Source organism: Pseudomonas sp. Ag1, assembly GCF_000278565.1.
In the GTDB taxonomy this organism is placed as follows: domain Bacteria; phylum Pseudomonadota; class Gammaproteobacteria; order Pseudomonadales; family Pseudomonadaceae; genus Aquipseudomonas.
Genome location: NZ_AKVH01000079.1, coordinates 22,332 through 47,116, shown reverse-complemented (window position 1 = coordinate 47,116; position 24,785 = coordinate 22,332). Strand labels below are relative to the sequence as shown.

The window sequence follows — 24,785 nt, the reverse complement described above, 5'->3', positions numbered from 1 at the left end:
ACGTGGCCGACCAGTGTAGGCGGCAAAGCCTCAGAATGGCGAGCCCTGCACTGCACTCATCGGGAACGCGAAGCCACCAATTTCCAGACCCGCGCGATGTCCGAGGCGCGCTCGCGCAACAGGCGCGGTGCGTCGCTGCAGGCCTGTTCCAGGGTAGTCGGGCCGGACGGCAAGGCGAACGCGGCATCCACACCGTGGGCGTACATTTGCTCGTAGCCATCCCCCAGGGTGCCGGCGATCACGATCACCGGCACGTTGTGCTGCCTGGCGATCCGCGCCACGCCAAACGGGGTCTTGCCGCGCAGGGTCTGGGCATCAAACCTGCCTTCGCCGGTGATCACCAGGTCGGCGCCACGCACGGCTTGCTCAAGCCCAACAAGCTCTGCGACCACTTCAACACCCGCGCGAAACTGCGCGCCAAGGAACGCCTTGGCGGCGAAACCCAAGCCACCGGCGGCGCCGCTGCCGGGTTCGTCGCGTACGTCTTTGGGCAATACCCTGGCGCAGTGATCGGCAAAATGGCCGAGGGCCGCATCCAGTTGCTCGACTTGCTGGGGAGTGGCGCCCTTTTGCGGGCCGAAAATCGCCGAGGCCCCGTGAGGACCGCATAGAGGGTTGTTCACGTCGGCGGCGATTTCGAAGCGCACTTCGTTCAGGCGGGGATCCAGTTGTTCAAGGCTGATGCGCGACAGCTTGCCCAGCGCCAGGCCGCCAAGGGGCAGCGCTGCTCCCTCGGCATCAAACAACTGCACACCCAGGGCTAGCATCGCCCCGGCGCCGCCGTCGTTGGTGGCGCTGCCGCCAATGGCCAGGATGATGCGCTGGGCGCCGGCATCCAGGGCGGCGCGGATCAGTTCGCCAGTGCCGAAGGTGCTGCTGGAACACGCATTTCGCTGACCCGGTGGCACGAGTTGCAGGCCGCTGGCTTCGGCCATTTCGATGATTGCGGTGTGGCTCTCGGCCAACCAGCCCCAATGCGCGTCGACACTGCCGCCCAATGGCCCTTGCACACGGCTGGTGCGCAGCTCGCCCTGGCAGGCGGCGAGTACCGATTCCACCGTGCCCTCACCACCGTCCGCCATTGGGCACTTGATCAGCTCGGCGTCGGGCCACACGCTGGCCAACCCCTCGGCAATGGCATTCGCCACGCCTTCAGCACTCAGGCTGTCCTTGAACGAGTCGGGGGCGATGATGATTTTCATGGGCTTTCTCCGGTTTTTATAACGCCCATGCTGCCAGTTGGCACCGGCAATAACGCCGGTCCATTGCACAAGAGTGGCTGGGGTTTGTTGTTCATTTGGACAAAGCTTGCGGCAATAGCTGCACGCCGAGGTACAACGCGAGCATGCCGTCGAGGGTCAGCGGGTCGACGCCGCTCAGCTCGGCGATGCGTTCCATGCGGTAGCGCAGGCTGTTGCGGTGGATCCCCAGGGCATCGGCGCAGGCCTGGCTTTGGCCGTCGTGGTCGCACCAGCTGCGCAGGGTCGCCAGCAACTGGCCGTTGCTGTCCTTGGCCAGTACCTTGCGCAGCGGGTTGAGCAGTTCGTCGAGGGCGTCGTCGTTGCGGTGGCGCCAGAGCATGACCGGCAGGCGGTAGCGATTGAGGGTCAGCAACCGCGATTCGGGCAGCACATCACGGCCATAGGCGAGCAGGTCGCCGACCCGCCGGTAACAACGGCGCAGGCCGGCCAGCCCGTCCGCTTGCCCGCCGACGGCGACCCGCAGGATGTTCCAGCCCAGGCCGTCGAGCTTTTCCAGCAGGCGCGGGTTATCGACTTGCACCGACGCAGGCCGGCACCACAGCAGGGAAAACTGCGCGGAGCTGACGCACCAGCTGTCGGGGTAGCGCGAGGTCAGCCAGGCGCTCAAGGCCTCGGCCGACTGGCCGCTGCCCAGCTCGAACAGGTACGGCGTGCGCGCCAGCTGCGGCTTGAGGCCCAGTTGCTGGGCTTCATCCACCAGGCGCGGCGAATCGCCGGTCTCGGCCAGCAGCAGTGCCAGCAGATCATCGCAGCGCTGGCGCCGCCATTGCTGCTCGGCTTGCTGGTGACGCTGGCTGACCAGCATTTCGGCGGTCATGCGCACCAGTTCGGCATAGGTGCGCAGCAATTCCGGCTCACCGGTAATGCCCAGCACGCCGATCAGGCGCTGGTCGTGCAGCAGCGGCAGGTTGATCCCGGGTTGCACGCCCTTGAGGTGCTTGGCGGTCTGGCCGTCGATTTCCACCACCCGCCCGTTGGCCAGCACCAACTGCGCGCCTTCGTGGCGGGTGTTGATCCGCTCGGGTTCGCCGCTGCCCAGGATCAGGCCCTGGCTGTCCATGACGTTGACGTTATAGGGCAGGATCGCCATGGTGCGATTGACGATATCCTGCGCCAGGTCATGATCCAGCTCGAACATGGGGCTAAATTCCTGAAAAAAACCGGTTGTTCATAGGCACAGCGCAAACCATGCTTCACTGTGCGCGAGCACAAAGACAGCACCCCTTGAGGTGGCCGAGACTCGTTGGGCGATCAACGTTACCCTCGCATCGCGAAAAATCATAATAAAGAGAGACTGCCATGTCACAGAGCGCCGCTGTTACCCAGGCCACCGATGACGATAAAAACGCCGTATACAAGCGCATCACCCTGCGCCTGATCCCCTTCATTTTCATCTGCTACCTGTTCAACTACCTCGACCGCGTCAACGTCGGCTTTGCCAAGTTGCAGATGCTCGACGACCTGAAATTCAGCGAGACCGTGTACGGCCTCGGTGCCGGGATCTTCTTTATCGGCTACGTGCTGTGCGGCGTGCCGAGCAACCTGGCGCTGACCAAATTCGGTCCACGGCGCTGGATTGCGCTGATGATGATCGTCTGGGGCGCCCTGTCCACCTGCCTGTTGTTCGTTACCACACCGACGCACTTCTACGGCTTGCGCCTGCTGACCGGCGCCGCTGAAGCCGGGTTCTTCCCGGGCGTGGTGCTGTACCTCTCGCAGTGGTTCCCGACCTTCCGCCGTGGGCGGATCATGGCGCTGTTCATGTCGGCGATTCCGGTATCCGGCCTGCTCGGCAGCCCGTTCTCCGGCTGGATCCTCAACCACTTCGCCGCCGGCCAGGGCGGGCTTGCGGGCTGGCAGTGGATGTTCCTGCTGCAAGGCGTGCCGACGGTGATCCTCGGCGCCCTCGCCTACTTCCTGCTCAGCGACAGCTTTGCCAACGCCAAGTGGCTCACGCCCCATGAGCGCGCGGTGCTGGAAGCCGACCAGGCGACCGACCTGGCCAACAAGCCGAAGACCACCAGCGACTCGCTGCTGGAAGTGTTCAAGAACCCGGCGATCTGGGCGTTCGGCCTGATCTACTTCTGCATCCAGAGCGGTGTGTACGCCATCAACTTCTGGCTGCCATCGATCATCAAGAACATGGGCTTCAGCGATAACCTGGTGATTGGCTGGCTGAGTGCGATCCCGTACCTGCTGGCGGCGGTGTTCATGCTGCTGGTGGGCCGCTCTGCCGACTTGCGCAAGGAGCGTCGCTGGCACCTGGTGGTGCCGATGCTGATGGGCGCGATCGGGCTGGTGATTGCGGTGAACTTTGCAACCACGCCGGCCATTGCGATCCTCGGCCTGACCATCGCCACCATGGGTGCCCTCACCGGCCTGCCGATGTTCTGGCCGGTGCCAACCGCGATGCTCAGCGCAGGTGCGGCAGCGGGCGGTCTGGCGTTGATCAACTCCATGGGCCAGATGGCGGGGTTCCTCAGCCCGTATATCGTCGGGTTTGTGAAAGATGCCACCGGGTCTACGGACCTGGCGCTGTACCTGCTGGCGGCGGTGATCGTCGCGGGCAGTGTGTTGGCGTTGCGCATGACGCGCACACTCAAGGCTTGAATCAGCGCTGACCGGTGCCGTGATATCGAGGGCGGCGCCGGTCATCTATCTGCTCATATAAAGGCGTGTTTTTATAGGCAAACAACTGCCTGACAGCCGTATTAACCTCTACGCCCATTCCAGGTAACAAATAGGCTACAACCTTTACCCAGCCTTTACTTTCGTACTCCATCATCCCGTCCGAAACCGCTGTCTGAAGCCTATGCCCGGGGATATTATCAAGACCGGTTCGGTGCATACGTAGAGGACTTATCATGATCAGTCGACTCTCAAAAATGAAAGTAGCCATGTTGCTCATTGCCACCCTCGCCATCGCAGGGCAAGCAGAAGCCCGTGGAGGATATGGCTATGGCTGGGGTCACGGTTATGGGTACGGGCATGGCGGTGGTTGGGGCTGGGGTGGCCCGGCTTTGCTGGGTGCGGTTGTCGGCGGTCTCGTAGTGGGTTCGGTGGTCGCCAACTCCCAGCCTCCGGTCTATGTGCAGCAGCAACCGGTTTACGTGCAGCCGCAGCCGGTGTACATCCAACAGCCGCCGCCGGTCTATTACCAGGCGCCGCCTCCAGGCTATTACTACCCGCCACAACCGGTTCCGGTGCCACGTTATTAAGCACGGCCCTACTACTGATAATGCAGGTCCCGCCTGAAAGCGGGACCTTTTTTATTCAGCTGCCTTTAGAGTAATCCGCCGCCGTCGACATCAATCACGCTACCGGTAATAAACCCGTTCTCCATCGCCAACACATACCCGGCAGCCACTTCTTCGGCCTGCCCCACGCGCCCCACCGGCAACGCCCCGCCCGCCTTGGCAAACATTGCCAGTCGCTGCTCATCGGACAACCCGGCATACGCCTCGGTGTCGATCACCCCCGGGCTGACCACATTGACCCGCCGTGGCGCCAGTTCCTTGGCCAGTTGCTTGCCCAGCGCTTCGGTCGCCGCATTGATGCCGGTCTTGATGAATTGCCCCGCAACCGTTTTGCGCCCCAACTGCCCCGACGTCAGGGTGATGCTGCCGCGCTCGGCGAGAAATGGCAGCGCCGACTGGATCGCCCGCAGCGAACCCCAGAGCTTCACGTTGAAGTTGTCTTGCGCCAGGTTCAGGTCGGTCTCGATCAGGGCCTTGGCCTGCACCGCAGGCCCTGCGGTGTAGACCAGATGGTCAAACGGCCCCACGGTTTCGAACAAGCGCTGTAATGAGGCTGCGTCGGTCACGTCCACCTGCTCGCTGCGCACCCCGTTCTCCACGGTTGAAGACAAGCGCCGCCCGGCCAGCACCACATGGGCACCGCGTGCCACGGCCTGCTTGGCCACCTCGGCACCGATGCCGCTGCTGCCGCCAATGACGATGATGGTTTTGCCGTTGAGGGGAGATGTCATGGGGAAATACCTGGCTGAGAAAATGAGCTTTCATCTTCCCAGCTTGGCAATCGTTGAAAAATCCCGGTAAAACGACAAGATCTTTAAAGGATTTTTACAAATGAGCTCAATCCTCGACCTTGAAGTGTTCGTACGCACTGCTGACACCGGCAGCCTGTCGGCAGCCGCCCGCAGCCTCAGCCTGACCCCGGCCGCAGCGAGCATTGCCCTCAAGCGCCTGGAAACCCGCCTGGGCATCCGGCTGCTGGCGCGTTCCACCCGCAGCATGCGCCTGACCGAAGAAGGCCGGCGCTACCTCGACAGTGTGCGCGTGGCCCTGGAGGCGCTGTCGGAAGGCGAACAGGCGGTCAAGCAGCAAGGCCAGAGCCTCAGCGGATTACTGCAATTGGCCGCGCCCTCGGATTTCGGGCGCAATGTGCTGCTGGGCTGGCTGGATGAGTTCAAGCTCGAACACCCGAACGTGCGCCTTCAGTTGCTGCTCAACGACAGCAATGCCGACCTGTTCCGCGAAACCGTCGACATCGCCCTGCGTTTCGGCGTACCACGGGACTCCAGCCTGGTCGCGTTGCCGGTGGTGCCCGACCACACGCGGGTGGCGTGCGCCAGCCCCGACTACCTCGCGCGCCACGGTACGCCACGCCTCCCCCAGGACCTGGCACAACACAGCACGCTGCGCTATATGCGCCAGGGTCGGGCGAACAACACCTGGTACTTTCGCCAGGGCGAGGTGCTGCAGGAAGTCGAGGTCGGCGGCGACTACCTGAGTGATGACGGCGAGATCGTGCGGCGCTGGGCGTTGGCCGGGCACGGCATCGCCTATAAAGCGCGGCTGGATGTAGCCCGCGATATCAAGGCCGGGCGCCTGGTGCCGTTGCTCACCGATTGGCAAGGCGAACCGACCCCGTTCAATCTGATGTGTCCCCATCGGTTGCAGGTGTCGGAGCGGGTCAAGGTACTGCACCGCTTCCTGCAACTGCGCTGCGCCGAACTATTGCCGCAATAACCGTCGCGGGGCTTGTTCCAGAGCCTTGCTCTCTGGTATTGGATAGGGCCTGTCTCCCCCTTTTGAGGTGTTCACGATGATTTACCGCACACTGGGCCAGTCCGGGTTGAAGGTCAGCGCACTGACCCTGGGCAGCATGATGTTTGGCGAGCAGACCAACACCGAGGACTCGCTGCGCATCATCGACAAGGCCTGGGATCAAGGCATCAACTTTATCGACACCGCCGACGTCTACACCGGCGGGCGCTCCGAGGAAATCGTCGGCGAAGCCATCGCCCGCCAGCGCCAGGATTGGGTGCTGGCCTCGAAGGTCGGCATCGGCCCGGCGGATGGCCTGCCGAACCGCAGCGGCCTGAGTCGCAAGCGGATTTTCAATGCGCTGGAAGCCAGCCTGACGCGCCTCGACACCGATTACCTGGACATCTATTACCTGCACCGCGAAGACCACAACACGCCACTGGAAGTCACGATTTCAGCGATTGGCGACTTGATCCGCGAGGGCAAGATCCGCCACTGGGGCTTGTCCAACTACCGCGGCTGGCGGATCGCCGAAGTGATCCGCGTGGCCGAGCGCCTGGGGGTGGACAAACCGATCATCAGCCAGCCGCTGTACAACATCGTCAACCGTCAGGCCGAGGTGGAGCAGATCACCGCCGCCGCCGCGTATGGCCTGGGCGTGGTGCCTTACAGCCCGCTGGCCCGTGGCGTGCTCAGCGGCAAATATGCGCCGGACGTAACGCCTGAAGCCGGCAGCCGTGCCGGACGCCAGGACAAGCGCATCCTGGAAACCGAATGGCGCGTTGAATCCCTGCGCATCGCCCAGCAGATCCAGCAATACACCCAGGGCCGTGGCGTGGGGATTGTCGAGTTCGCGATTGCCTGGGTCCTGAACAACTCGGCGGTCAGTTCGGCGATTGTCGGGCCGCGCACCGAGGCGCAGTGGGATGCCTACACCGGCGCGCTGGAGGTGAAGATCACGGCGGAGGACGAAGCATTCATCGACTCGCTGGTCACGCCAGGGCATGCGTCGACGCCAGGGTTCAATGATGTGAGCCACTTTGTGTCGGGGCGAGTTGCCCGGCCATAAGTCCCTTTTATGGGGGGACCTGAGAAATCCTCCCATAAACCGCTCCAAAACAGAGCAAACATCTCACCTCAAAAGCACTATATTCCCTCCCTGAAATCCCCCCTTCTTTTGTATCAATCGGCTTTCGTGAGGACAGTGTGTCTAAAGGTGTTGTGTTATCGGTCTTGGCCTCGGTGTTGTTTGCCGTAATGTATTACTTCACGTCGCTGCTTACGCCCTTGAGCGGCCTGGAGATCTTCGGCTGGCGCATGTTGTTGACGGTGCCCTGCATGACCGTGTTCATGATTGTCAGCGGCGAGTGGCGACGGGTGTGGGAACTGGTTCGGCTGGTTGCGGCCAAACCCGCGCTGATCGGCGGGGTCGTGGTGTCTTCGGCGCTGCTGGGGGTGCAGTTGTGGCTGTTCATGTGGGCGCCGCTCAACGGTCGCAGCCTGGATGTATCGCTGGGCTATTTCCTGCTGCCATTGACGATGGTGCTGACCGGTCGGCTGGTGTATGGCGAACGATTGTCACGCCTGCAAAAGATTGCGGTGTTCTTCGCCGGTGCTGGTGTGCTGAACGAGTTGTATCAGGTGGGCGGATTCTCCTGGGCAACCCTGGTAGTGATTATCGGCTACCCGGTTTACTTCGTACTGCGCAAACGCCTGAAGACCGACCACCTCGGCGGGCTGTGGCTCGATATGGCGCTGATGTTGCCGGTGGCACTGTGGTTCGTGCAAAGCGGCGAACAGGGTTTTGCCGTGCTCGACGCCCACAAGGGCTTGTACGCCTTGATCCCGATGCTGGGCTTGATCAGTGCGTCGGCGCTGGTGTGCTACGTCGTCGCCAGCCGCTTGTTGGCCTTCAGCCTGTTCGGGCTGCTCAGCTATGTAGAACCGGTGCTGCTGCTCGGCGTGGCCTTGTTGTTGGGCGAAAGCATCAAGGCGGGGGAATGGCTGACGTATCTTCCGATCTGGCTCGCGGTGATGGTGCTGGTGTTTGAAGGCTTCAAGCATTTGGTGCGTCAGCAGAAGGCCTGACAGCGCTTTTTTTTGCTGCCATTTCGAGCATTACAGCCGTTTGCGACAACCCCCCTCGGATGGCCCCGTAATACGGAATCCTGCCTTGGATTTCGTCGCCTATTTGCGTCAGTGCGGCGTCCATTTGCGCCTTTTCAACGCCAAACAGCTTACCGAGCCGGTTGCCATGGTTGAGTTCAAGCAAGGTGCCGGTGACGGGGTTTTTGACGATTTTTTCGATGGACTGCGCCACATCCTCAGGCACGCCCAGTGCGATCAAGGCCGTCCCAATGCCTGAACCCGGATTCTTCAGTTGGCGGATGAACTCGTCGAACAGCCCCCATAAATCGTTGGCACCCACATTATCCAGGCTGACACTGACGACCGTTTTCAAGTATTGCTCTCGCGAAACAGGCGACAGCGGCTGGTCATTGTTCAGGCCGTTTTTCACAAAGTAGAAGTTGCCCTTGTTACCTCCTCCATGGAAGTTGCCGTAGGCATCGTACTGATAGAGTACGGTTTCTCCGTCCGGACGTGTGCCTGCGAAAGTCACCCGGCCATCACGGGTCTCAACTTTCAGGTAGGTCCCCGTCAGCCCGTTGACCGGTACCGGCGGCACGCTTGGGTGCTTGTCCAGGCGATTGAAGATATCGCCCTTTTCGTAGCCAAAAGGCCCGACCACGGCATTGATATCGCCTGCTGCGAAGCGCGTCATCGTGTCTTTTACCCGCTTTGTCTGATCGGCAGGTGCATTGCGGGAAAAATGCCCGGCAAATACATCCAACTTGTCAGGGTCGGTGGCGACCTCTTTGAGCCAGGCGTTCATTTCTTCAAGGTTATTGAATTCGAAGAACGAATTGCCCTCCACGTCAGGAATGTACAACAGGATATTCGTTCCGGTTTCAGAGGCGGGTACGCGTTTGACCACCAGAATGTCGCTCGACTGGATCCCGTCCACCGCGAACGTGCAGACCTGCGCGCCGACGGTTGATGAGGTACCCGGGGCCAATACGGCATTGGCCAGTTCGACGCCTGCGGCGGTCAGCTCGCCCTGCGCACTGCTCCATTCCACGTTCGAGGAAAACGTCACGCGGGCGACAGTGGCAGGACTTAATGGGGAGGGAACAGTTGGGGCCAAGGGACTGATGGCCGGTTCGTCGTTGACGGCTGCTGCCTGATTCAAACCTGGAGGTGGACTACCGGTGTGCGCAATGACTGTCATACATGAACCTCAACTGGGCATATGACACTGAGTAACGCTGGCAGTGAATTCCGTTCCTGGCCGCTGGCAACCGCCTGTGTCCCGATGTTTCTGCCGGGCAACAAAAAGCCCGGCCAGGTGCAATCCCGGTCGGGCTTTTTTGTGTATCGCCCAGGCGATCAGTCAGCGGTCAACACACCACGACGCACTTGGTCGCGCTCGATGGATTCGAACAGCGCCTTGAAGTTGCCTTCACCAAAGCCGTCGTCACCCTTACGCTGGATGAACTCGAAGAACACCGGGCCCATCAGGGTTTCCGAGAAGATCTGCAGCAGCAGGCGCTTGTCCCCCGCCACTGACGAGCCGTCCAGCAGGATGCCCCGTGCCTGCAGTTGATCCACCGGCTCGCCGTGGTTCGGCAGGCGGCCTTCGAGCATCTCGTAGTAGGTGTCTGGCGGCGCGGTCATGAAGCGCATGCCGATCTTCTTCAAAGCATCCCAGGTCTTGACCAGGTCATCGGTGAGGAAGGCAACGTGCTGGATGCCCTCGCCGTTGAACTGCATCAGGAACTCTTCGATCTGCCCGGCACCCTTGGACGATTCTTCGTTCAGCGGGATGCGGATCATGCCGTCCGGGGCGCTCATGGCCTTGGAGGTCAGGCCGGTGTATTCGCCCTTGATGTCGAAATAGCGCGCCTCACGGAAATTGAACAGCTTCTCGTAGAAGTTCGCCCAGTAGGCCATGCGGCCGCGGTACACGTTGTGGGTCAAGTGGTCGATGACCTTGAGGCCCGCGCCCACCGGGTTGCGCTCGACACCTTCGAGGTACACGAAGTCGATGTCATAGATCGAGCTGCCTTCACCAAAGCGGTCGATCAGGTACAGCGGCGCGCCGCCAATGCCCTTGATCGCCGGCAGGTTCAGCTCCATCGGGCCGGTTTCGATATGGATAGGCTGGGCGCCCAGTTCCAGGGCCCGGTTGTAGGCCTGTTGCGAGTCCTTGACGCGAAACGCCATGCCGCACACCGACGGGCCGTGCTCGGCCGCAAAGTAGGAGGCGATGCTGTTGGGTTCGTTGTTGAGGATCAGGTTGATCTCGCCCTGCCGGTACAGGTGTACGTTCTTGGAACGGTGGGTCGCGACCTTGGTGAAGCCCATGATCTCGAAGATCGGCTCCAGGGTGCCCGGGGTTGACGATGCGAATTCGATGAACTCAAAGCCCATCAGGCCCATTGGGTTTTCGTACAGGTCTGCCATTTTCGGTGCCTCATCATCATTCTTGTAATTAACAAATGTTTATTTGCGAGCAAGGATGAGGTCAGCGGGTGGCGCACAGGAGATACCCCGCACGCTGCGGGCGAGGAAGTCACCAAAGATGAGGGGGGACCCGAGTAGCTTCATGGTTACATCAGTCTCTGACGGGCGAGGCTTGCGTTAGCGCAAGTCCTTATTCTTGTATGCGTAAATCGATTCTACACAGCGTAAACAGATTTGTCCGTACTCTTATCAAATCCCCATTGCCCTGGCCCGCGCAAGGGGTTTGTTGCACAGATAAATGCCCAGCAGGATGACCGCCCCACCCAGCAGCATCGGCACGGTCAGTTGCTCGCCAAGCAGCAATGCGCCGCAGATCACTGCCGTCAGCGGATTGAGGGCGATAAATACACCCGCACGGGTGGCGCCAATGCGGCGCAGGCCATCGTAGTAGCCGATGTAGGCCAGTGCCGAGCCCAGCACGCCCAGGTACAGCAAACTCATCAGTTGGGGCAGATCAATCCGGCCCAATGCGGCCATCGTTAGCCGACCCGTCACCAGCGTGGTGATCGTCAGCATCAGCGTGCCCAGCAGGATCGACCAGGTCACGGTTTGCAACGGCCCCAGGCGCTGGTTGAGACTCCGGGAAAACAGCGAGTACACGCCCCACCCCACCACGCAGCCGAAAATCAGCAGGTCACCGACCCACGCATCTGCCGTGCCCTGCAGCAACTGCGGGTTGCGACTGACGATCACCAGCCCTGCGCCACCCAGGCACAGCGCGATCCCCACCAGCTTGAAACAGCCCAGGCGTTCCTTGAACAGCAGCCACGAGGCCAGGCCAATCACTGCCGGGTTCAGCGCCACGATCAACGACGCCCGGGACGCATTGATGTAATGCAGGCCGTAGAAAAAACACAGGTTGTAGAAAAAGATCCCGAAAAAGCCCAGCACCATCAATTGCACCCATTGCGCGGTGGTCGGACGCACCAGGCGAATACGCGCGACGCCCAGGAAGGCCAGCAGCGCCAGGCTGGCCAGTGCAAAGCGCACGGTCGCCGCCAACAGTGGGTCCAGGCCTGCCGCCAGATAGCGCCCGGCAACGAAGGTGCCGCCCCAGATCATGGTCACGGCCGCCAGCTTCAGATACGTCAGACGGTCAGGGCTCGGGTTCATCAGATTTCTACTCACAAGACACGGGATTGGCTTATTGTTTGGCTAATCCCCGATCATCGTAAAATGAGTAAATACTCATGACCCTTACCCAACTGGAAATCTTTTCCCTGGTGGCCGAACTGCAAGGTTTCACCAGCGCCGCCAATCGCCTGGGCATCAGCCAATCGGCGGTGTCCCATGCGATCAAATCCCTGGAGCAGGAACTGGGTGTGGAGTTGATCCGACGTCATCAGTCCCAGGTCGAACTCAGCGATATCGGCCAACAACTGCTGTTGCGCGCCCGGGCCATGCTCGGGTTGGCCAACACGCTGCAACAGGAAGCCGCCGATGCCCGCGGGATGAAGCGCGGCACGCTGCGCATCGGCTCGTTCGGGCCGACCTCATCGATTCGCTTGTTGCCCGCGATCCTGCAGCATTTTCGCGAGCAGCATCCGGGCATCGAGGTGCATGTCGACGAAGGCCCCGATCGCCAGGTGACGCAGTGGCTGGAAGAGCGGCGCGTCGACGTTGGGTTTGTGGTGCTGCCTGAAGAGCGCTTCGATACGTTCCCGTTGATTGAGGACCAACTGGTCGCGCTGCTGCCCTTGGGGCATCACTTGGGCGCGCAGCCAAGTGTCAGCCTGAAAGCGCTGTGTGGTGAACCTTTTATCCTGACCCAGGCCGGTTCGGCCGAACTGGTCTCAAGGCTGTTCGTCGGTGCAGGGTTGCAGCCGGATGTGCGTTACCGCTGCTCACAGCTGCTCAGCACCCTGGACACCGTGCGCCGGGGCGACGGCGTGACCATTGTCGCCGAGTTGTCGCTGCCTGAATCCACGCAGGCGGATTACCTGATCAAACCGCTCAAGCCTGCCGTCAAACGCCAGGTGGGGCTGGCGGTACTGGACCGTCGGCAGTCCTCACCGGCAACCCTGGCATTTATTCAACTGGCCACACGGTTGAAGCTTTATTGAACATGCACAGACGCCTGCCGCCATCTATCATGGCCATTACCGATACGCTTTGTTGGAAGGCCACCGAGGTTGTCCCGACCGCATTTGAGCGTCCTATTGCCCTCTCCCGCTACAGGCTGCGCAAATGCCACTGACCGTCAAAGGCCCCCGAAAGGCCTCCACTCGCCACCTGATCACCCTGCTCAGTGGCGCGCTGCCCATTTTGCTGGGTGTGCTTATCCTGTATTGGCAAGCCGGGCGCACCCTCGAGCACAGCACCGCGCAAACCGCCCAGGAGGCCGTGCGCCAGTTTGACCTGATGCTCGACAACACCGCCCTCGCCGCCCAGGACCTGCTGCCACTGGCCGGCCATGAATGTGATAACCCGACTCAACTGAAGCTGCGGGAACAGGTCACCCGCCGGCCGTTCGTGCGCGCCACCACCTTGTCCTGGCAGCGCAACATCTATTGCAGCTCGTTGTTTGGTGGCAACTACCAGTCCCCGGTCAACCCTGAGGACTACGTCGGCGGCCGTCTCTGGCTGATGAAAGGCAACCCGGTGACACCCGACACCGCATTGCTGGTGTATCGCCTCACCGAGGGAGACCGGGGGGCCTTCGCCTCCATTGATGGCTACCACTTGACCAACGCGTTGCGCCTGATCAGCCGATATACCGACCTGGTGTTGCAGGTGGGGCCTAACTGGCTGGCGGCGGATGGCAAGGTGCACAGCACAGCGCTGCCGACATTTTCCGTCGCGCATCATCATCTCGACTCCACACGGTATACCTACAGCGTGGAAGCCGGGATGCCGGAGGGTGAAACCTGGCGCTACATGCAGGCGCGGTATCCTGCACTGTTCGTTCTGGTGGTGTTTTTCGGCGTGCTGGCAGGCATCCTCGCCCACTGGCTGCAAAAGCGCTCATCGGCACCGACCCTGGAACTGCAACGGGCCCTGGGCGCCAATGAATTTGTGCCCTATTACCAGCCAGTGGTGCGTGGCGACAACATCCGGCAGTGGGCCGGCTGTGAAGTGCTGATGCGCTGGAATCATCCCAGGGAAGGCCTGGTGCGCCCGGACCTGTTCATTCCCCTGGCCGAACATTCGGGCCTGATCGTACCGATGACCCGCGCCCTGATGCGCCAGACCGCCGCACAGTTGGCGCCCCACACCGCGCAGTTTGCCGACAATTTTCACGTGGGCATCAACATTACCGCTCGCCATTGTCACGACCTGGGGCTGGTGGAGGACTGCCGGGAGTTCCTCGCTGCCTTCCCGCCGGGCAAGGTGATCCTGGTCCTGGAGTTGACCGAGCGCGAGTTGATCGAACCCACGGATATCACCCGCCAGCTGTTCCTGGCGCTGCATGAAATGGGGGTAATGATCGCGATCGACGACTTTGGCACCGGCCACTCCAGCCTGGGTTATTTGCGCAACTTCAATGTCGATTACTTGAAGATAGATCAAAGCTTCGTGGCAATGATCGGTGTTGATGCACTCTCGCGGCATATACTCGACAGCATCATTGAACTGTCTGCCAAGCTGGACCTGGGCATCGTTGCCGAAGGCGTCGAAACACAAGAACAATGTGACTATCTGGCGGCCCAAGGCGTTGATTTCTTGCAAGGCTACCTGTTTGGCAAGCCTGTACCTTGCGACGAGTTCATTAGATTCCTGAACAGCCATTGAATAGCCAGCCACTTCAACGGAAATATTGTTATTTATACAAAAGACATGATTTACTCATGACTGATTAACTACTACAATTTTTCCTGCCTGTGCTGAATTGGCAGGAAGGCCACTTTCATTGAGTCGCCTTAAGGCTCTTGGCTTATCGCTTTGTTTGCAGTAGATATCAGCCAAATACACTATTGGAGTATAGATTTTGTCCAGACTCGCCGAATTTCGCGCAGCAGAAAAAGCCCTTCAAGAGCAGCTTGCCCAGCTGGAATCCCTGAAGAACGATGCTGGTTTGAAGAAAGAAATCGAATTCGAAGAAAAGCTGCAAGGGCTGATGAAGACCTACGGCAAAAGCCTGCGCGACATCATCTCCATCCTGGATCCTAACCCGGGCAAGTCCGGCGCTTCCGTCGCTGCCGCACCCAAACAGCGCCGTGCCCGCGTCGTCAAGGTTTACCACAACCCGCACACGGGTGAACTGATCGAAACCAAGGGCGGCAACCATCGCGGCCTGAAGGCGTGGAAAGAACAGTACGGCGCAGCCACAGTAGACTCCTGGCTTCGCGGCTAATGCTTTGCGGCTAGTACAAACGCACTAAGAAAAGCCCTGCACATGCAGGGCTTTTTTGTTTACGGGCATCGATAGTGAAACAAATCAGGACGCTGGCACTTTCAAAAACGAACTTTAAAAAACATTTCACTTTGTTCAAATCGACTTATTTGTCGCGATGCCTACAACGCTCAAAGTTTAAGGCTGTCACGCACCGAACTGACTTCATCCTTGCTTGATTCGTAAGCGTCGGCCTGGCCTGCGTATGAAAAAACATAGGCCTTATCGGTATCGACAGCCCCCACCAACGTTTGCGACAGCACATGCCGACCGTTCTCGGTGATTACACAGGTAGTTTCCAATGCCTCAAGCCGGCTCAATGTTGTGGGGTGCATCTTGGTGCACACACTTTGATAACCACCCTGGGCAAAGTCCTTCTGGATGGATTTGCGCATTTCGAGCAGCACACCTTGCAGGTTGACCGTATGCCCCGCTTCGATTGGCGTGCCCGTCAACTCCATGACCATCAAGGTCGCGCCATTCTCATCATTCTTTATGGCCCGCTGGCGGGACACCGCCGACGGTTGCGCCGGGGCCTGGTCGTCGGGCGCCACTTCCTCTACCTGCCAGCCGCTGGGCCAATGAATTTCCGGGTCAGCCGCCCATGCAGCGGTGCTGCCCAGCAACAGGCCCAGGGTACTCAACAACGGTGCGCGAAATCCGGTCATTACGAAAAACACTCAAGGTTCAAGCGACAAAGTTTGGGCCCCTGCACCCGCTGGCCGCAAGGGTTGCGTGACCTTTTTCATTTGGCGCAACCGGCAGGGCTGCGTATCATGGACCGGCTGCACGGATGCCAGCCGCAAGCCAAGGGATGCTCCAACCGGAGCCACGTTTGCCCCATTTTTCTCTGGAGGGCCCATGAGCCTGCACGAACTGAACACTTTCCCGGGCGTCACCGCCCAGCCTGACGCCGCCACCACGAACTTCGTATTCAACCACACCATGCTGCGAGTCAAGGACATCACCAAGTCGCTGGATTTCTACACCCGCGTACTGGGTTTTTCCCTGGTTGAAAAACGTGACTTCCCGGAAGCCGAATTCAGCCTGTACTTCCTGGCCCTGGTCGACAAGGCCCAGATCCCGGCCGACGCTGCCGCCCGCACCCAGTGGATGAAGTCGATCCCGGGCATCCTGGAACTGACCCACAACCACGGCACCGAAAACGACGCGGACTTTGCCTACCACAACGGCAACACCGACCCGCGTGGCTTTGGCCATATCTGCATCTCGGTGCCGGACATCGTTGCTGCCTGCGCGCGCTTTGAAGAACTGGGCTGCGACTTCCAGAAGCGCCTGAGTGACGGCCGCATGAAAAGCCTGGCCTTCGTGAAAGACCCGGATGCGTACTGGGTTGAAATCATTCAGCCAACGCCGCTGTAAGGTTCCGCCGGCAATAAAAAACCCCATGATCACTCATGGGGTTTTTCATTTCCGGGCCGGAATTTACGCCGGGGCGGAAGTGCGGATCAGGTGATCGAAAGCACTCAGGGAAGCCTTGGCGCCCTCGCCTACTGCAATCACGATCTGCTTGTACGGCACAGTCGTTACGTCGCCGGCGGCAAAAACGCCTGGCAGCGAAGTCTCACCACGTGCATCGACGATGATCTCGCCACGTGGAGTCAACTCCACAGTGCCTTTGAGCCAGTCGGTGTTGGGCAGCAAACCGATCTGTACAAAGATGCCTTCCAGGTCGATAGTCTTGAATTCGCCACTGTCGCGATCCTTGTAGGCCAGGCCGGTAACTTTCTGGCCATCACCCTTGACCTCACTGGTCAGCGCGCTGGTAATCACGTCAACGTTCGGCAGGCTGTACAGCTTGCGCTGCAACACGGCGTCGGCGCGCAACTTGCTGTCAAACTCAAGCAAGGTCACGTGGCTGACGATACCGGCCAGGTCGATGGCTGCTTCAACGCCGGAGTTACCGCCGCCGATCACCGCCACGCGCTTGCCCTTGAACAGCGGGCCGTCGCAGTGCGGGCAGAAGCACACGCCTTTGGCCTTGTATTCCTGCTCGCCCGGTACACCCATTTCACGCCAGCGGGCACCGGTGGCCAGGATCACGGTCTTGGACTTGAGGGTCGCACCGCTTTCGAAACGGATTTCGTGCAGCTCACCGTTGTTTTTCGCCGGGATCAGCGCAGTAGCACGCTGCAGGTTCATGATGTCCACGTCGTACTGACGCACGTGGGCCTCCAGGGCGCTGGCGAGTTTCGGCCCTTCGGTTTCCTGTACCGAGATAAAGTTCTCGATCGACATGGTGTCCAGCACCTGCCCGCCGAAGCGCTCGGCTGCAACACCGGTACGGATGCCTTTACGTGCAGCGTAGATAGCCGCTGCCGAACCCGCTGGGCCACCGCCGACGACAAGTACGTCGAACGCATCTTTGGCGCTGATTTTCTCGGCGGCTTTTTCGATACCGCTGGTGTCGAGCTTGGCGAGGATTTCTTCCAGGCCCATGCGGCCCTGGCCGAAGTTCACACCATTCAAGTAAACGCTGGGCACGGCCATGATCTGACGATCATCGACTTCTGCCTGGAACAGCGCACCGTCGATGGAGACGTGGCGGATGTTCGGGTTCAATACTGCCATCAGGTTCAGCGCCTGGACCACGTCCGGGCAGTTCTGGCACGACAGCGAGAAGTAAGTCTCGAAGCTGAACTCGCCTTTAAGGGCGCGAATCTGTTCAATCACTTCGACACTGGCCTTCGAGGGGTGGCCGCCGACTTGCAGCAGCGCCAACACCAGCGAAGTGAATTCATGGCCCATTGGGATGCCGGCAAAACGCAGGCTGATATCGGCACCCGGGCGGTTGATGGAGAACGATGGCTTGCGCGCATCATTGCCATCGCTTTTCAGGGTAATCAGCGTCGAAAGGCTGGCTACATCCTGCAAGAGGGCAAGCATTTCCTGGGATTTCGCACCGTCATCGAGGGAGGCGACGATCTCGATCGGCTGGGTGACCCGTTCCAGGTATGACTTCAACTGAGCTTTAAGATTGGCGTCCAACATACGGGCGATTTCCTATTAATTCGGTTTATTGCAGACAAAAAAACGCCCGAGCGAATCTCGCCCGGGCGTTTCTAGGGCGGATGCAGCTTACTTAGGTGCGGTAACCCGCCCTTGGCATTTCACAGACTTAGATCTTGCCGACCAGGTCCAGGGACGGAGCCAGGGTGGCCTCGCCTTCTTTCCACTTGGCTGGGCAGACTTCGCCCGGGTGAGCAGCAACGTACTGGGCCGCCTTGATTTTGCGCAGCAGCTCGGAAGCGTCACGGCCAACGCCGCCATCGTTCAGTTCAACGATTTTGATCTGGCCTTCAGGGTTGATCACGAAGGTGCCACGGTCTGCCAGGCCAGCTTCTTCGATCAGCACGTCGAAGTTGCGGGAGATGGTCAGGGTCGGGTCGCCGATCATGGTGTACTGGATTTTGCCGATGGCTGGCGAGGTGTTGTGCCAGGCAGCGTGGGCAAAGTGGGTGTCGGTGGAAACGCTGTAGATTTCGACGCCCAGTTTCTGGAATTCGGCGTAGTTGTCAGCCAGGTCTTCCAGTTCGGTTGGGCAAACGAAGGTGAAGTCGGCTGGGTAGAAGAACACGACAGACCATTTGCCTTTCAGGTCAGCATCAGTCACGTCTACGAAGTTGCCGTTTTTGTAGGCGGTAGCTTTGAACGGTTTTACTTGGCTGTTGATGATAGGCATCGTTGACTCTCCGTCAGGTTTGTAGAAGGGCTTAGTAAGTTGATGAGGTGAATCCTACCCACTCTCCCGGCCGATGGCTCATTGGCAAACCTGATGCTGACGATTGGTTTTCACTATCAAGAGACTGTATTAATAGAAGAAACCTTGAATCACTCGAGGGATGCCCGGGTCATGCCGAGAAAGGGCGTCGCTTCAACATAGCGCATGGCCGATTTCATGTCTTTCCAGCCGACGTAAGTCATCAACGACTTCAAGTCCCAGCCACTGCGATGAGCCCAGGTAGCGAAGCCCCGGCGCAGGGAGTGGCTGGTGTACTGATCGGCCGCAATCCCGGCGCGCTCCAGCGCCTGGCGCAATAGCGGGATCACGCTGTTGGCGTGCAAGCCCTCCTCGCCCAGGTTGCCCCAACGATCAATGCCGCGAAACACCGGGCCGCGCACCAGCGCTGAAGCGCTGAGCCATTCGCTATAGGCCTGCACCGGGCACAGCCGCAACAGCGCCGGCGTCTGGTAGGTGCGGCCGATATTTTCCCGATCACTTTTGCTGCGCGGTAGATACAGGGTGATGCCCGAACCGGGCACCGCCTGCACGTGCTCGATATTCAACCGGCATAACTCATCGCTGCGAAAGCCACGCCAGAAACCCAGCAGGATCAACGCCGCGTCACGCTTGGCCCGCAGCCATCGAGGATGGTCTTCTGCGCGCCGGGCGTCGTGGCCTTCCTGTTCGAGGAACTGGATGACCTGCTCCAGGTGCTGCAGTTGCAATGGCTCCGCCTGTTTTTCCTGAGCCGGGTGCAGGGCGCGAATGCCTTTCAGGACTTTGCGCACCACTGGCGCCTTGGTCGGATCAGGAAACCCCTGGCTGGTGTGCCACTGGGCCAGCGCCGATAAACGCAGCTTCAACGTGTTGACCGACAGCACGCCCGCATGCGCCACCAGATAGCGCGCCACGCTGTCGCTGGTCGCCGGCAGGAATCCACCCCAATTCACCTCGAAATGCTCGATTGCCGCTCGATAGCTGCGGCGGGTGTTATCGCGGGTGGCCGCATTCAGATAACGGTCCAGCTCACTCATGCCTGTACTGCCATTGGCTGTTGTCCATTTCAAAACCTGTATCACACGGGATAATACGCCAATATCCCATCTGATAAATCATAAATTTTGGCTTTAAAACAATCGTGATATAGTACGTATATACATACTACGTACCACAGTACCAAATCGACGGAGACTCCATGGCTCGCGGCGGCATCAATAAAGCAGTAGTTCAAACGGCACGCCTGGCGATCCTTGCCCGTGGCGAAAACCCGAGCATCGATGCAGTACGCATCGAGATGGGCAATACCGGCTCGAAAACCACGATTCACCGCTATCTGAAGGAGCTGGACGAAAGCGAAACCCGCCAGACCATCACCGAAGCGCCCATTGACGACGAATTGGGTGAACTGGTGGCGCGACTGGCCCAGCGCTTGAAGGAGAAGGCCCAGGAGCCTATCGACCTGGCCCTGGCGCAGTTCCAGCAACAGAAAACCGCCCTCCTCGCCCAGGTTGAGGAGCTGGAAGCGGCCCACTCCCAGCTCAAGCAGCAGTTCGATATCCAGTCCGCCGCCCTGGCCGATGAAAGCGCGGCCTTGCAAAGCACTCGCTCCAGCCTGCAAACCGAGCAAACCCGCAACGCCGGGCTAAGCCAGGCGTGCAGCGATTACGAGTTGCGGATCAACGACAAGGACGAGCAGATTCGCTCACTGGAAGAAAAGCACCTGCATGCCCGGGACGCCCTGGAGCATTACCGCAATGCGATCAAGGACCAGCGTGAACAGGAACAGCGTCGCCATGAAGGCCAGTTGCAGCAGGTCCAGGCAGAGCTGCGCCAGGCCCAGCAGAGCGCGATGGTGCGCCAGGATGAAATCACTCAGTTGCACCGCGATAACGAGCGCCTGCTGATCGAGCATCGAGTGACCGTGAAGGAATTGAGCGCACTGCAGGAACAGGCTCGCCAGGACCGCGAACAGCAGCGTCAATTGAGCGAGCAAGTGAGTGTGATCGACAGCGAGCGTACCCTGTTGCAGGAGCGCTTGCGGGTTGCCCAACTGGAGAATCAGGCGCGCCAGGAAGCGCTGGCCGAGCATCAGAAGGCCAACAAAACCCTGGAACTGGACCTGGTCAAGGCCCAGGCCAGTATTGATGCGCTGCGCCTGGCAGCCGTCGTTGCGACGGTGCCGGAAGCAACTACCGAGGGCTGATTACTGCGCCACTGGCGTGCGCATGGTGACGAACTCTTCCGCCGCTGTTGGGTGCACGCCGATGGTTTCATCGAAATGCTGCTTGGTCGCGCCCGCCTTAAGCGCGATCGCAAGGCCCTGCACGATCTCGCCAGCGTCGGGGCCGACCATGTGGCAACCCAGGACCTTGTCGGTCTCGGCGTCGACTACCAGCTTCATCAGGGTCTTTTCCTGCCAGTCGGTCAGGGTCAGTTTCATCGGCCGGAAGCGGCTTTCGAACACCTGCACCTTGTGCCCGTCTTCACGGGCCTGCTCTTCGCTGAGGCCCACGGTGCCGATATTCGGCAGGCTGAACACCGCCGTCGGGATCATCGCGTAGTCCACCGGACGATATTGCTCAGGCTTGAACAAGCGACGTGCCACGGCCATGCCTTCAGCCAGGGCCACTGGCGTCAGTTGCACGCGGCCGATCACATCACCAATCGCCAGGATCGACGGTTCGGCGGTCTGGTACAGCTCATCCACTTCGACAAAGCCGCGCTTGTCCAACTTGACGCCAGTGTTTTCCAGCCACAGGTTATCGAGCATCGGGCGTCGGCCAGTGGCGTAGAACACGCAATCGGCTTCCAGCACGCGGCCATCTTTCAAGGTGGCCTTGAGGCTGCCATCGGCCTGCTTGTCGATACGCTCGATGTCGGCGTTGAATTGCAGGTCCAGGCCGCGCTTGGTCAGCTCCTCCTTCAAGTGCGTGCGCACCGAGCCGTCAAAACCGCGCAGGAACAGGTCGCCGCGATACAGCAGCGAAGTCTGTGCGCCCAGGCCATGGAAAATCCCGGCGAACTCGACGGCGATATAGCCACCGCCGACTACCAGCACACGCTTGGGCAGCTCCTTGAGGAAGAACGCCTCATTGGAGCCAATGGCGTGCTCGCGCCCCGGGATGTCCGGGATCTGCGGCCAGCCACCGGTGGCTACCAGAATGTGTTTGGCGGTAAAACGCTCGCCGTTGATTTCTACCTGGTGCGGGTCCACCAGCCGCGCATGCCCTTCGTGCAGGGTCACGCCGCTGTTGACCAGCAGGTTGCGGTAGATGCCATTGAGACGGTTGATTTCACGATCCTTGTTGGCGATCAGGGTCGCCCAATCGAAGTTCGCTTCACCCAGGGACCAGCCAAAACCGCTGGCCTGCTCGAAGTCTTCGGCGAAATGCGCGCCGTACACCAACAGTTTCTTCGGTACGCAGCCCACATTCACGCAGGTACCGCCCAGGTAGCGGCTTTCAGCCACCGCCACTTTGGCGCCAAAACCCGCAGCGAATCGTGCAGCGCGCACACCGCCGGAACCGGCACCAATTACATAAAGGTCAAAATCGTAGGCCATTTCACTCTCCTCGGCAGGACAACAGCATACCTGCTGCCGCGCCAGAGGTCAGCGCCTTACCAGCAATACGTCGCGCTGGCCTGCAACGAACGGGTTGCACCCCAGTAGCAAAGGAAACCGTTGCTGCAGTAGGCCAGGTATTCCTTGTTGAACAGGTTGCTGGCGTTGAGGGCCAGGCGCCAGTTCTGCACGTCATAGTGCGCCGCGGCATCAAACAGCGTGCGCGATGACACCTCCAGCGTGTTGTCGGCGCTGCCGTAGCTCGGCCCGAAGTAGCGCGCACCCGCCGCGAAACCGACGCCCTGCAGCGGGCCGTCGTGGAAGGTGTAGTCCGCCCACAGCGAGGCACTCTTGCCCGGGATGCCGGTCGGGTGTTCGCCCTGGTCGCCGTCATTGGATTTGAGGATGCGCTGGTCCATCCAGGTGTAAAAACCGATCAGGCTGAGGTTCGAGGTGACCTCGGCATGGGCTTCCAGCTCGATGCCGCGGGAGCGGATTTCGCCTTTCTGGGTGGCAAAATTGGGGTCGACATCGTCGGTGGTCAGGACGTTTTGCTGACGCAGGTCGAACACTGCCGCGCTGTACAGGCTGCGGGAGCCCACAGGCTGGTATTTAACGCCGGCTTCGTACTGCTTGCCGGTGGTCGGCACAAATGTCGCGCCCAGCCGGTCAGTGCCCAGTTGCGGCTGGAACGATTCGCTGTAGCTGACATACGGCGCAACGCCGTTATCAAACACGTAGCTCAGGCCCGAACGCCAGGTGAGTTTCTCGTCGTGCTGGCGCGTGTTGCTCAGGTTGGCGCCGGTCAACGCGCTGTCCTGATTGTCGTAGGTACGCGCCCAGTCTTGCCGCACACCGATCAGCCAGCGCCAATGGTCGAAGCTGAGCTGGTCCTGCAGGTACACGCCAAACTGGCTCTGGGTGGTGTATTGGTTGATGGACACCGGCACCCTCGGCAAGGCGCTGAAGTCGGGGTTGTAGATATTGATCGCACTCGGGAAATACTGACCGCCCCGGTTGATGGTCTGCAACAGCCGCTGGAAGTCCGCCCCCATCAGCACAGTGTGCTTGACCGGGCCGGTGCTGAAGTCGGACTGCAACTGGTTATCAAGGGCGAACTGGCCAAGGTGCTCATGATTGACGTTGGCCCACAGCGGCGCGGTGGCAAGGTTGGCGTCCAGCGGCCCGGTGAGGGAAGTCTGGTAGTAGTCGACGTCATCATGCATATAGCGCAGGTGCTGGCGAAAGCTCCAGGTGTCGTTGAACCGGTGGCTGAACGCGTAGCCCAGGGAAAACTGATTGCGCTTGAAGCGATCGCGGTCCGGGTCGCCCAGGTAATCATCGGGGCGCAAGCGCCCATTCGGGTTGTGCAGCGCGGTGCCATACGCGGGTACCGGGTTGAACAGCCCACCTTCCGGGTCGTATTGATAGTTGGCCAGCAGGGTCAGGCTGGTGTCGTCGTCGATGTTCCAGGTGATGGCCGGCGCGATGGCGATGCGCTGGTCCTTGATGTGATCGGTCTGGGTATCGGCCATGCGGCCCAGCCCGGTCAGCCGATAGGTCACATCGCCCTGCTCGTCCAGGCGCCCGCCAAAATCGAAGCCGGCCTGATAGCGGTTGTCATTGCCCACGCTCATTTGCAACACGTGCAGTGGCTCATCCGTCGGCCGCTTGCTCTGCATGTCCACCAGGCCGCCCGGCCCGCTCTGGCCGTACAGCACGGAAGCTGGCCCGCGCAGCACGTCGATGCGCTCCAGAAACCAAGGGTCGACCCGAGGCGTAGCGAACCAGGTCGTGCGATTGAGCTTGAGCCCGTCGAGGTAGGAGTCGGCATCGAAGCCGCGAATGCTCAACTGGTCAAACCGCAGGTCGTTATCCTGGGAGTAAACCCCTGGTGTGTAGCGCAATGCCTGGTCGACGGTTTGCGCCGCCTGGTCATCCATCTGCTGGCGGCTGACCACCGAGATCGATTGCGGCGTCTCCACGATCGGCGCGCCGGTTTTGGTGCCCACGGTGGTGTTGCGCGCCACATAGCCTGGCACCACGCCGTCTGCCGGCTCGGCCTCGGCGGCTGTCACCGCGGTGTCCTTCAACACGATGGGCGCGTCATCGGCCCACACAACAGGAGCAAGCGCCAACACCACCAGCGCCAGCCTGGAAAGGTAAAACGGAGGAGAAGACAACGCACCGGACATGACGATTCCTTGAAAAGTATTTTTGTTAATCGTTCTTATTTAATATTGAATCGCGTTAAAGATCCGGTCATTCTTCTACGCGCACGGGTCAATTA

General features: G+C 60.3%; 23 protein-coding genes. 10 read left to right on the top strand and 13 right to left on the bottom strand.

Annotation, left to right across the window (positions count from 1 at the left end; translation table 11 throughout):
* Positions 1–56: 56 nt before the first annotated feature.
* On the bottom strand, positions 57–1,202 hold the full coding sequence (locus tag A462_RS25075) for a glycerate kinase (protein ID WP_008432547.1): 1,146 nt from the start codon (positions 1,200–1,202) through the stop codon (positions 57–59).
* A gap of 91 nt (positions 1,203–1,293) precedes the next feature.
* On the bottom strand, positions 1,294–2,400 hold the full coding sequence (locus tag A462_RS25080) for a sugar diacid recognition domain-containing protein (protein WP_003212558.1): 1,107 nt from the start codon (positions 2,398–2,400) through the stop codon (positions 1,294–1,296).
* A 161-nt stretch (positions 2,401–2,561) separates the two neighbouring features.
* On the opposite strand from A462_RS25080, the gene A462_RS25085 reads away from it, so the two are divergent.
* Entirely contained in the window at positions 2,562–3,872 is a 1,311-nt protein-coding gene (locus A462_RS25085; RefSeq protein ID WP_003212559.1) for an MFS transporter, read from the top strand.
* Position 3,873: 1 nt separating this feature from the next.
* On the opposite strand, the gene A462_RS25090 is transcribed toward A462_RS25085, so the two are convergent.
* Positions 3,874–4,161 (bottom strand): hypothetical protein, encoded by a 288-nt coding sequence (locus A462_RS25090; RefSeq protein WP_008432544.1) that lies wholly within the window; start codon positions 4,159–4,161, stop codon positions 3,874–3,876.
* On the opposite strand from A462_RS25090, the gene A462_RS25095 reads away from it, so the two are divergent.
* Entirely contained in the window at positions 4,127–4,480 is a 354-nt protein-coding gene (locus A462_RS25095) for a hypothetical protein (RefSeq protein ID WP_023658819.1), read from the top strand. The genes A462_RS25090 and A462_RS25095 overlap by 35 nt on opposite strands.
* A 65-nt stretch (positions 4,481–4,545) precedes the next feature.
* On the opposite strand, the gene A462_RS25100 is transcribed toward A462_RS25095, so the two are convergent.
* Positions 4,546–5,250, bottom strand: coding sequence for an SDR family oxidoreductase (locus tag A462_RS25100; RefSeq protein WP_008432542.1), 705 nt, complete (start codon positions 5,248–5,250; stop codon positions 4,546–4,548).
* A gap of 100 nt (positions 5,251–5,350) precedes the next feature.
* On the opposite strand from A462_RS25100, the gene A462_RS25105 reads away from it, so the two are divergent.
* The 3 genes from A462_RS25105 to rarD all read left to right on the top strand — a co-directional run bounded on the left by A462_RS25105 (position 5,351) and on the right by rarD (position 8,359).
* A complete protein-coding gene (locus A462_RS25105; RefSeq protein ID WP_008432540.1) occupies positions 5,351–6,253 on the top strand; it encodes a LysR family transcriptional regulator in 903 nt (300 codons plus the stop codon).
* A 76-nt stretch (positions 6,254–6,329) separates the two neighbouring features.
* The gene (locus A462_RS25110; protein ID WP_008432538.1) at positions 6,330–7,340 is read left to right on the top strand and encodes an aldo/keto reductase; all 1,011 of its coding nucleotides are present in this window, start codon (positions 6,330–6,332) and stop codon (positions 7,338–7,340) included.
* A 137-nt stretch (positions 7,341–7,477) separates the two neighbouring features.
* A complete protein-coding gene (gene rarD / locus A462_RS25115) occupies positions 7,478–8,359 on the top strand; it encodes an EamA family transporter RarD (protein WP_008432536.1) in 882 nt (293 codons plus the stop codon).
* Here the strand turns inward: rarD and A462_RS25120 are convergent.
* From A462_RS25120 to A462_RS25130, 3 genes are all read right to left on the bottom strand, one after another.
* Positions 8,328–9,560: a dermonecrotic toxin domain-containing protein gene (locus tag A462_RS25120; RefSeq protein ID WP_238544217.1), complete on the bottom strand. Its 1,233-nt coding sequence runs from the start codon at positions 9,558–9,560 to the stop codon at positions 8,328–8,330. The genes rarD and A462_RS25120 overlap by 32 nt on opposite strands.
* A 158-nt stretch (positions 9,561–9,718) precedes the next feature.
* Positions 9,719–10,795, bottom strand: a complete 1,077-nt coding sequence (hppD, locus tag A462_RS25125) for a 4-hydroxyphenylpyruvate dioxygenase (protein WP_008432532.1) — start codon at positions 10,793–10,795, stop codon at positions 9,719–9,721.
* 249 nt (positions 10,796–11,044) lie between these two features.
* Positions 11,045–11,968 carry a DMT family transporter gene (locus tag A462_RS25130; protein ID WP_008432530.1) on the bottom strand — a complete coding sequence of 308 codons (924 nt, stop codon included), beginning with the start codon at positions 11,966–11,968 and terminating at the stop codon, positions 11,045–11,047.
* Positions 11,969–12,045: 77 nt separating this feature from the next.
* Between A462_RS25130 and A462_RS25135 the strand changes: the two genes are divergently transcribed.
* From A462_RS25135 to A462_RS25145, 3 genes are all read left to right on the top strand, one after another.
* Positions 12,046–12,918, top strand: a complete 873-nt coding sequence (locus tag A462_RS25135; RefSeq protein WP_003212568.1) for a LysR family transcriptional regulator — start codon at positions 12,046–12,048, stop codon at positions 12,916–12,918.
* A 124-nt stretch (positions 12,919–13,042) separates the two neighbouring features.
* A complete protein-coding gene (locus A462_RS25140; protein WP_008432528.1) occupies positions 13,043–14,587 on the top strand; it encodes an EAL domain-containing protein in 1,545 nt (514 codons plus the stop codon).
* 196 nt (positions 14,588–14,783) lie between these two features.
* Positions 14,784–15,149: a histone-like nucleoid-structuring protein, MvaT/MvaU family gene (locus tag A462_RS25145; protein ID WP_003212570.1), complete on the top strand. Its 366-nt coding sequence runs from the start codon at positions 14,784–14,786 to the stop codon at positions 15,147–15,149.
* A gap of 170 nt (positions 15,150–15,319) precedes the next feature.
* Here the strand turns inward: A462_RS25145 and A462_RS25150 are convergent, their stop codons facing one another.
* Positions 15,320–15,856: a DUF4946 domain-containing protein gene (locus tag A462_RS25150; protein WP_008432526.1), complete on the bottom strand. Its 537-nt coding sequence runs from the start codon at positions 15,854–15,856 to the stop codon at positions 15,320–15,322.
* Positions 15,857–16,049: 193 nt separating this feature from the next.
* Between A462_RS25150 and gloA the strand changes: the two genes are divergently transcribed.
* Positions 16,050–16,571: a lactoylglutathione lyase gene (gene gloA, locus A462_RS25155; protein WP_008432524.1), complete on the top strand. Its 522-nt coding sequence runs from the start codon at positions 16,050–16,052 to the stop codon at positions 16,569–16,571.
* Between the two features lie 63 nt (positions 16,572–16,634).
* Here gloA and ahpF read toward each other — a convergent pair whose 3' ends face one another.
* The 3 genes from ahpF to A462_RS25170 form a co-directional block, all read right to left on the bottom strand.
* On the bottom strand, positions 16,635–18,200 hold the full coding sequence (gene ahpF / locus A462_RS25160; protein WP_008432522.1) for an alkyl hydroperoxide reductase subunit F: 1,566 nt from the start codon (positions 18,198–18,200) through the stop codon (positions 16,635–16,637).
* A gap of 127 nt (positions 18,201–18,327) precedes the next feature.
* Complete coding sequence (ahpC, locus tag A462_RS25165) at positions 18,328–18,891, bottom strand: alkyl hydroperoxide reductase subunit C (RefSeq protein WP_003173835.1); 564 nt, start codon at positions 18,889–18,891, stop codon at positions 18,328–18,330.
* A gap of 149 nt (positions 18,892–19,040) precedes the next feature.
* On the bottom strand, positions 19,041–19,967 hold the full coding sequence (locus A462_RS25170; protein WP_008432517.1) for a site-specific integrase: 927 nt from the start codon (positions 19,965–19,967) through the stop codon (positions 19,041–19,043).
* 161 nt (positions 19,968–20,128) lie between these two features.
* Between A462_RS25170 and A462_RS25175 the strand changes: the two genes are divergently transcribed.
* Positions 20,129–21,136 (top strand): DNA-binding protein, encoded by a 1,008-nt coding sequence (locus tag A462_RS25175; protein WP_003212575.1) that lies wholly within the window; start codon positions 20,129–20,131, stop codon positions 21,134–21,136.
* Here the strand turns inward: A462_RS25175 and gorA are convergent, their stop codons facing one another.
* Positions 21,137–22,495 (bottom strand): glutathione-disulfide reductase, encoded by a 1,359-nt coding sequence (gorA, locus tag A462_RS25180; RefSeq protein WP_008432515.1) that lies wholly within the window; start codon positions 22,493–22,495, stop codon positions 21,137–21,139.
* A gap of 56 nt (positions 22,496–22,551) precedes the next feature.
* Positions 22,552–24,690 carry a TonB-dependent siderophore receptor gene (locus A462_RS25185; RefSeq protein ID WP_008432513.1) on the bottom strand — a complete coding sequence of 713 codons (2,139 nt, stop codon included), beginning with the start codon at positions 24,688–24,690 and terminating at the stop codon, positions 22,552–22,554.
* Between the last annotated feature and the right edge of the window lie 95 nt (positions 24,691–24,785).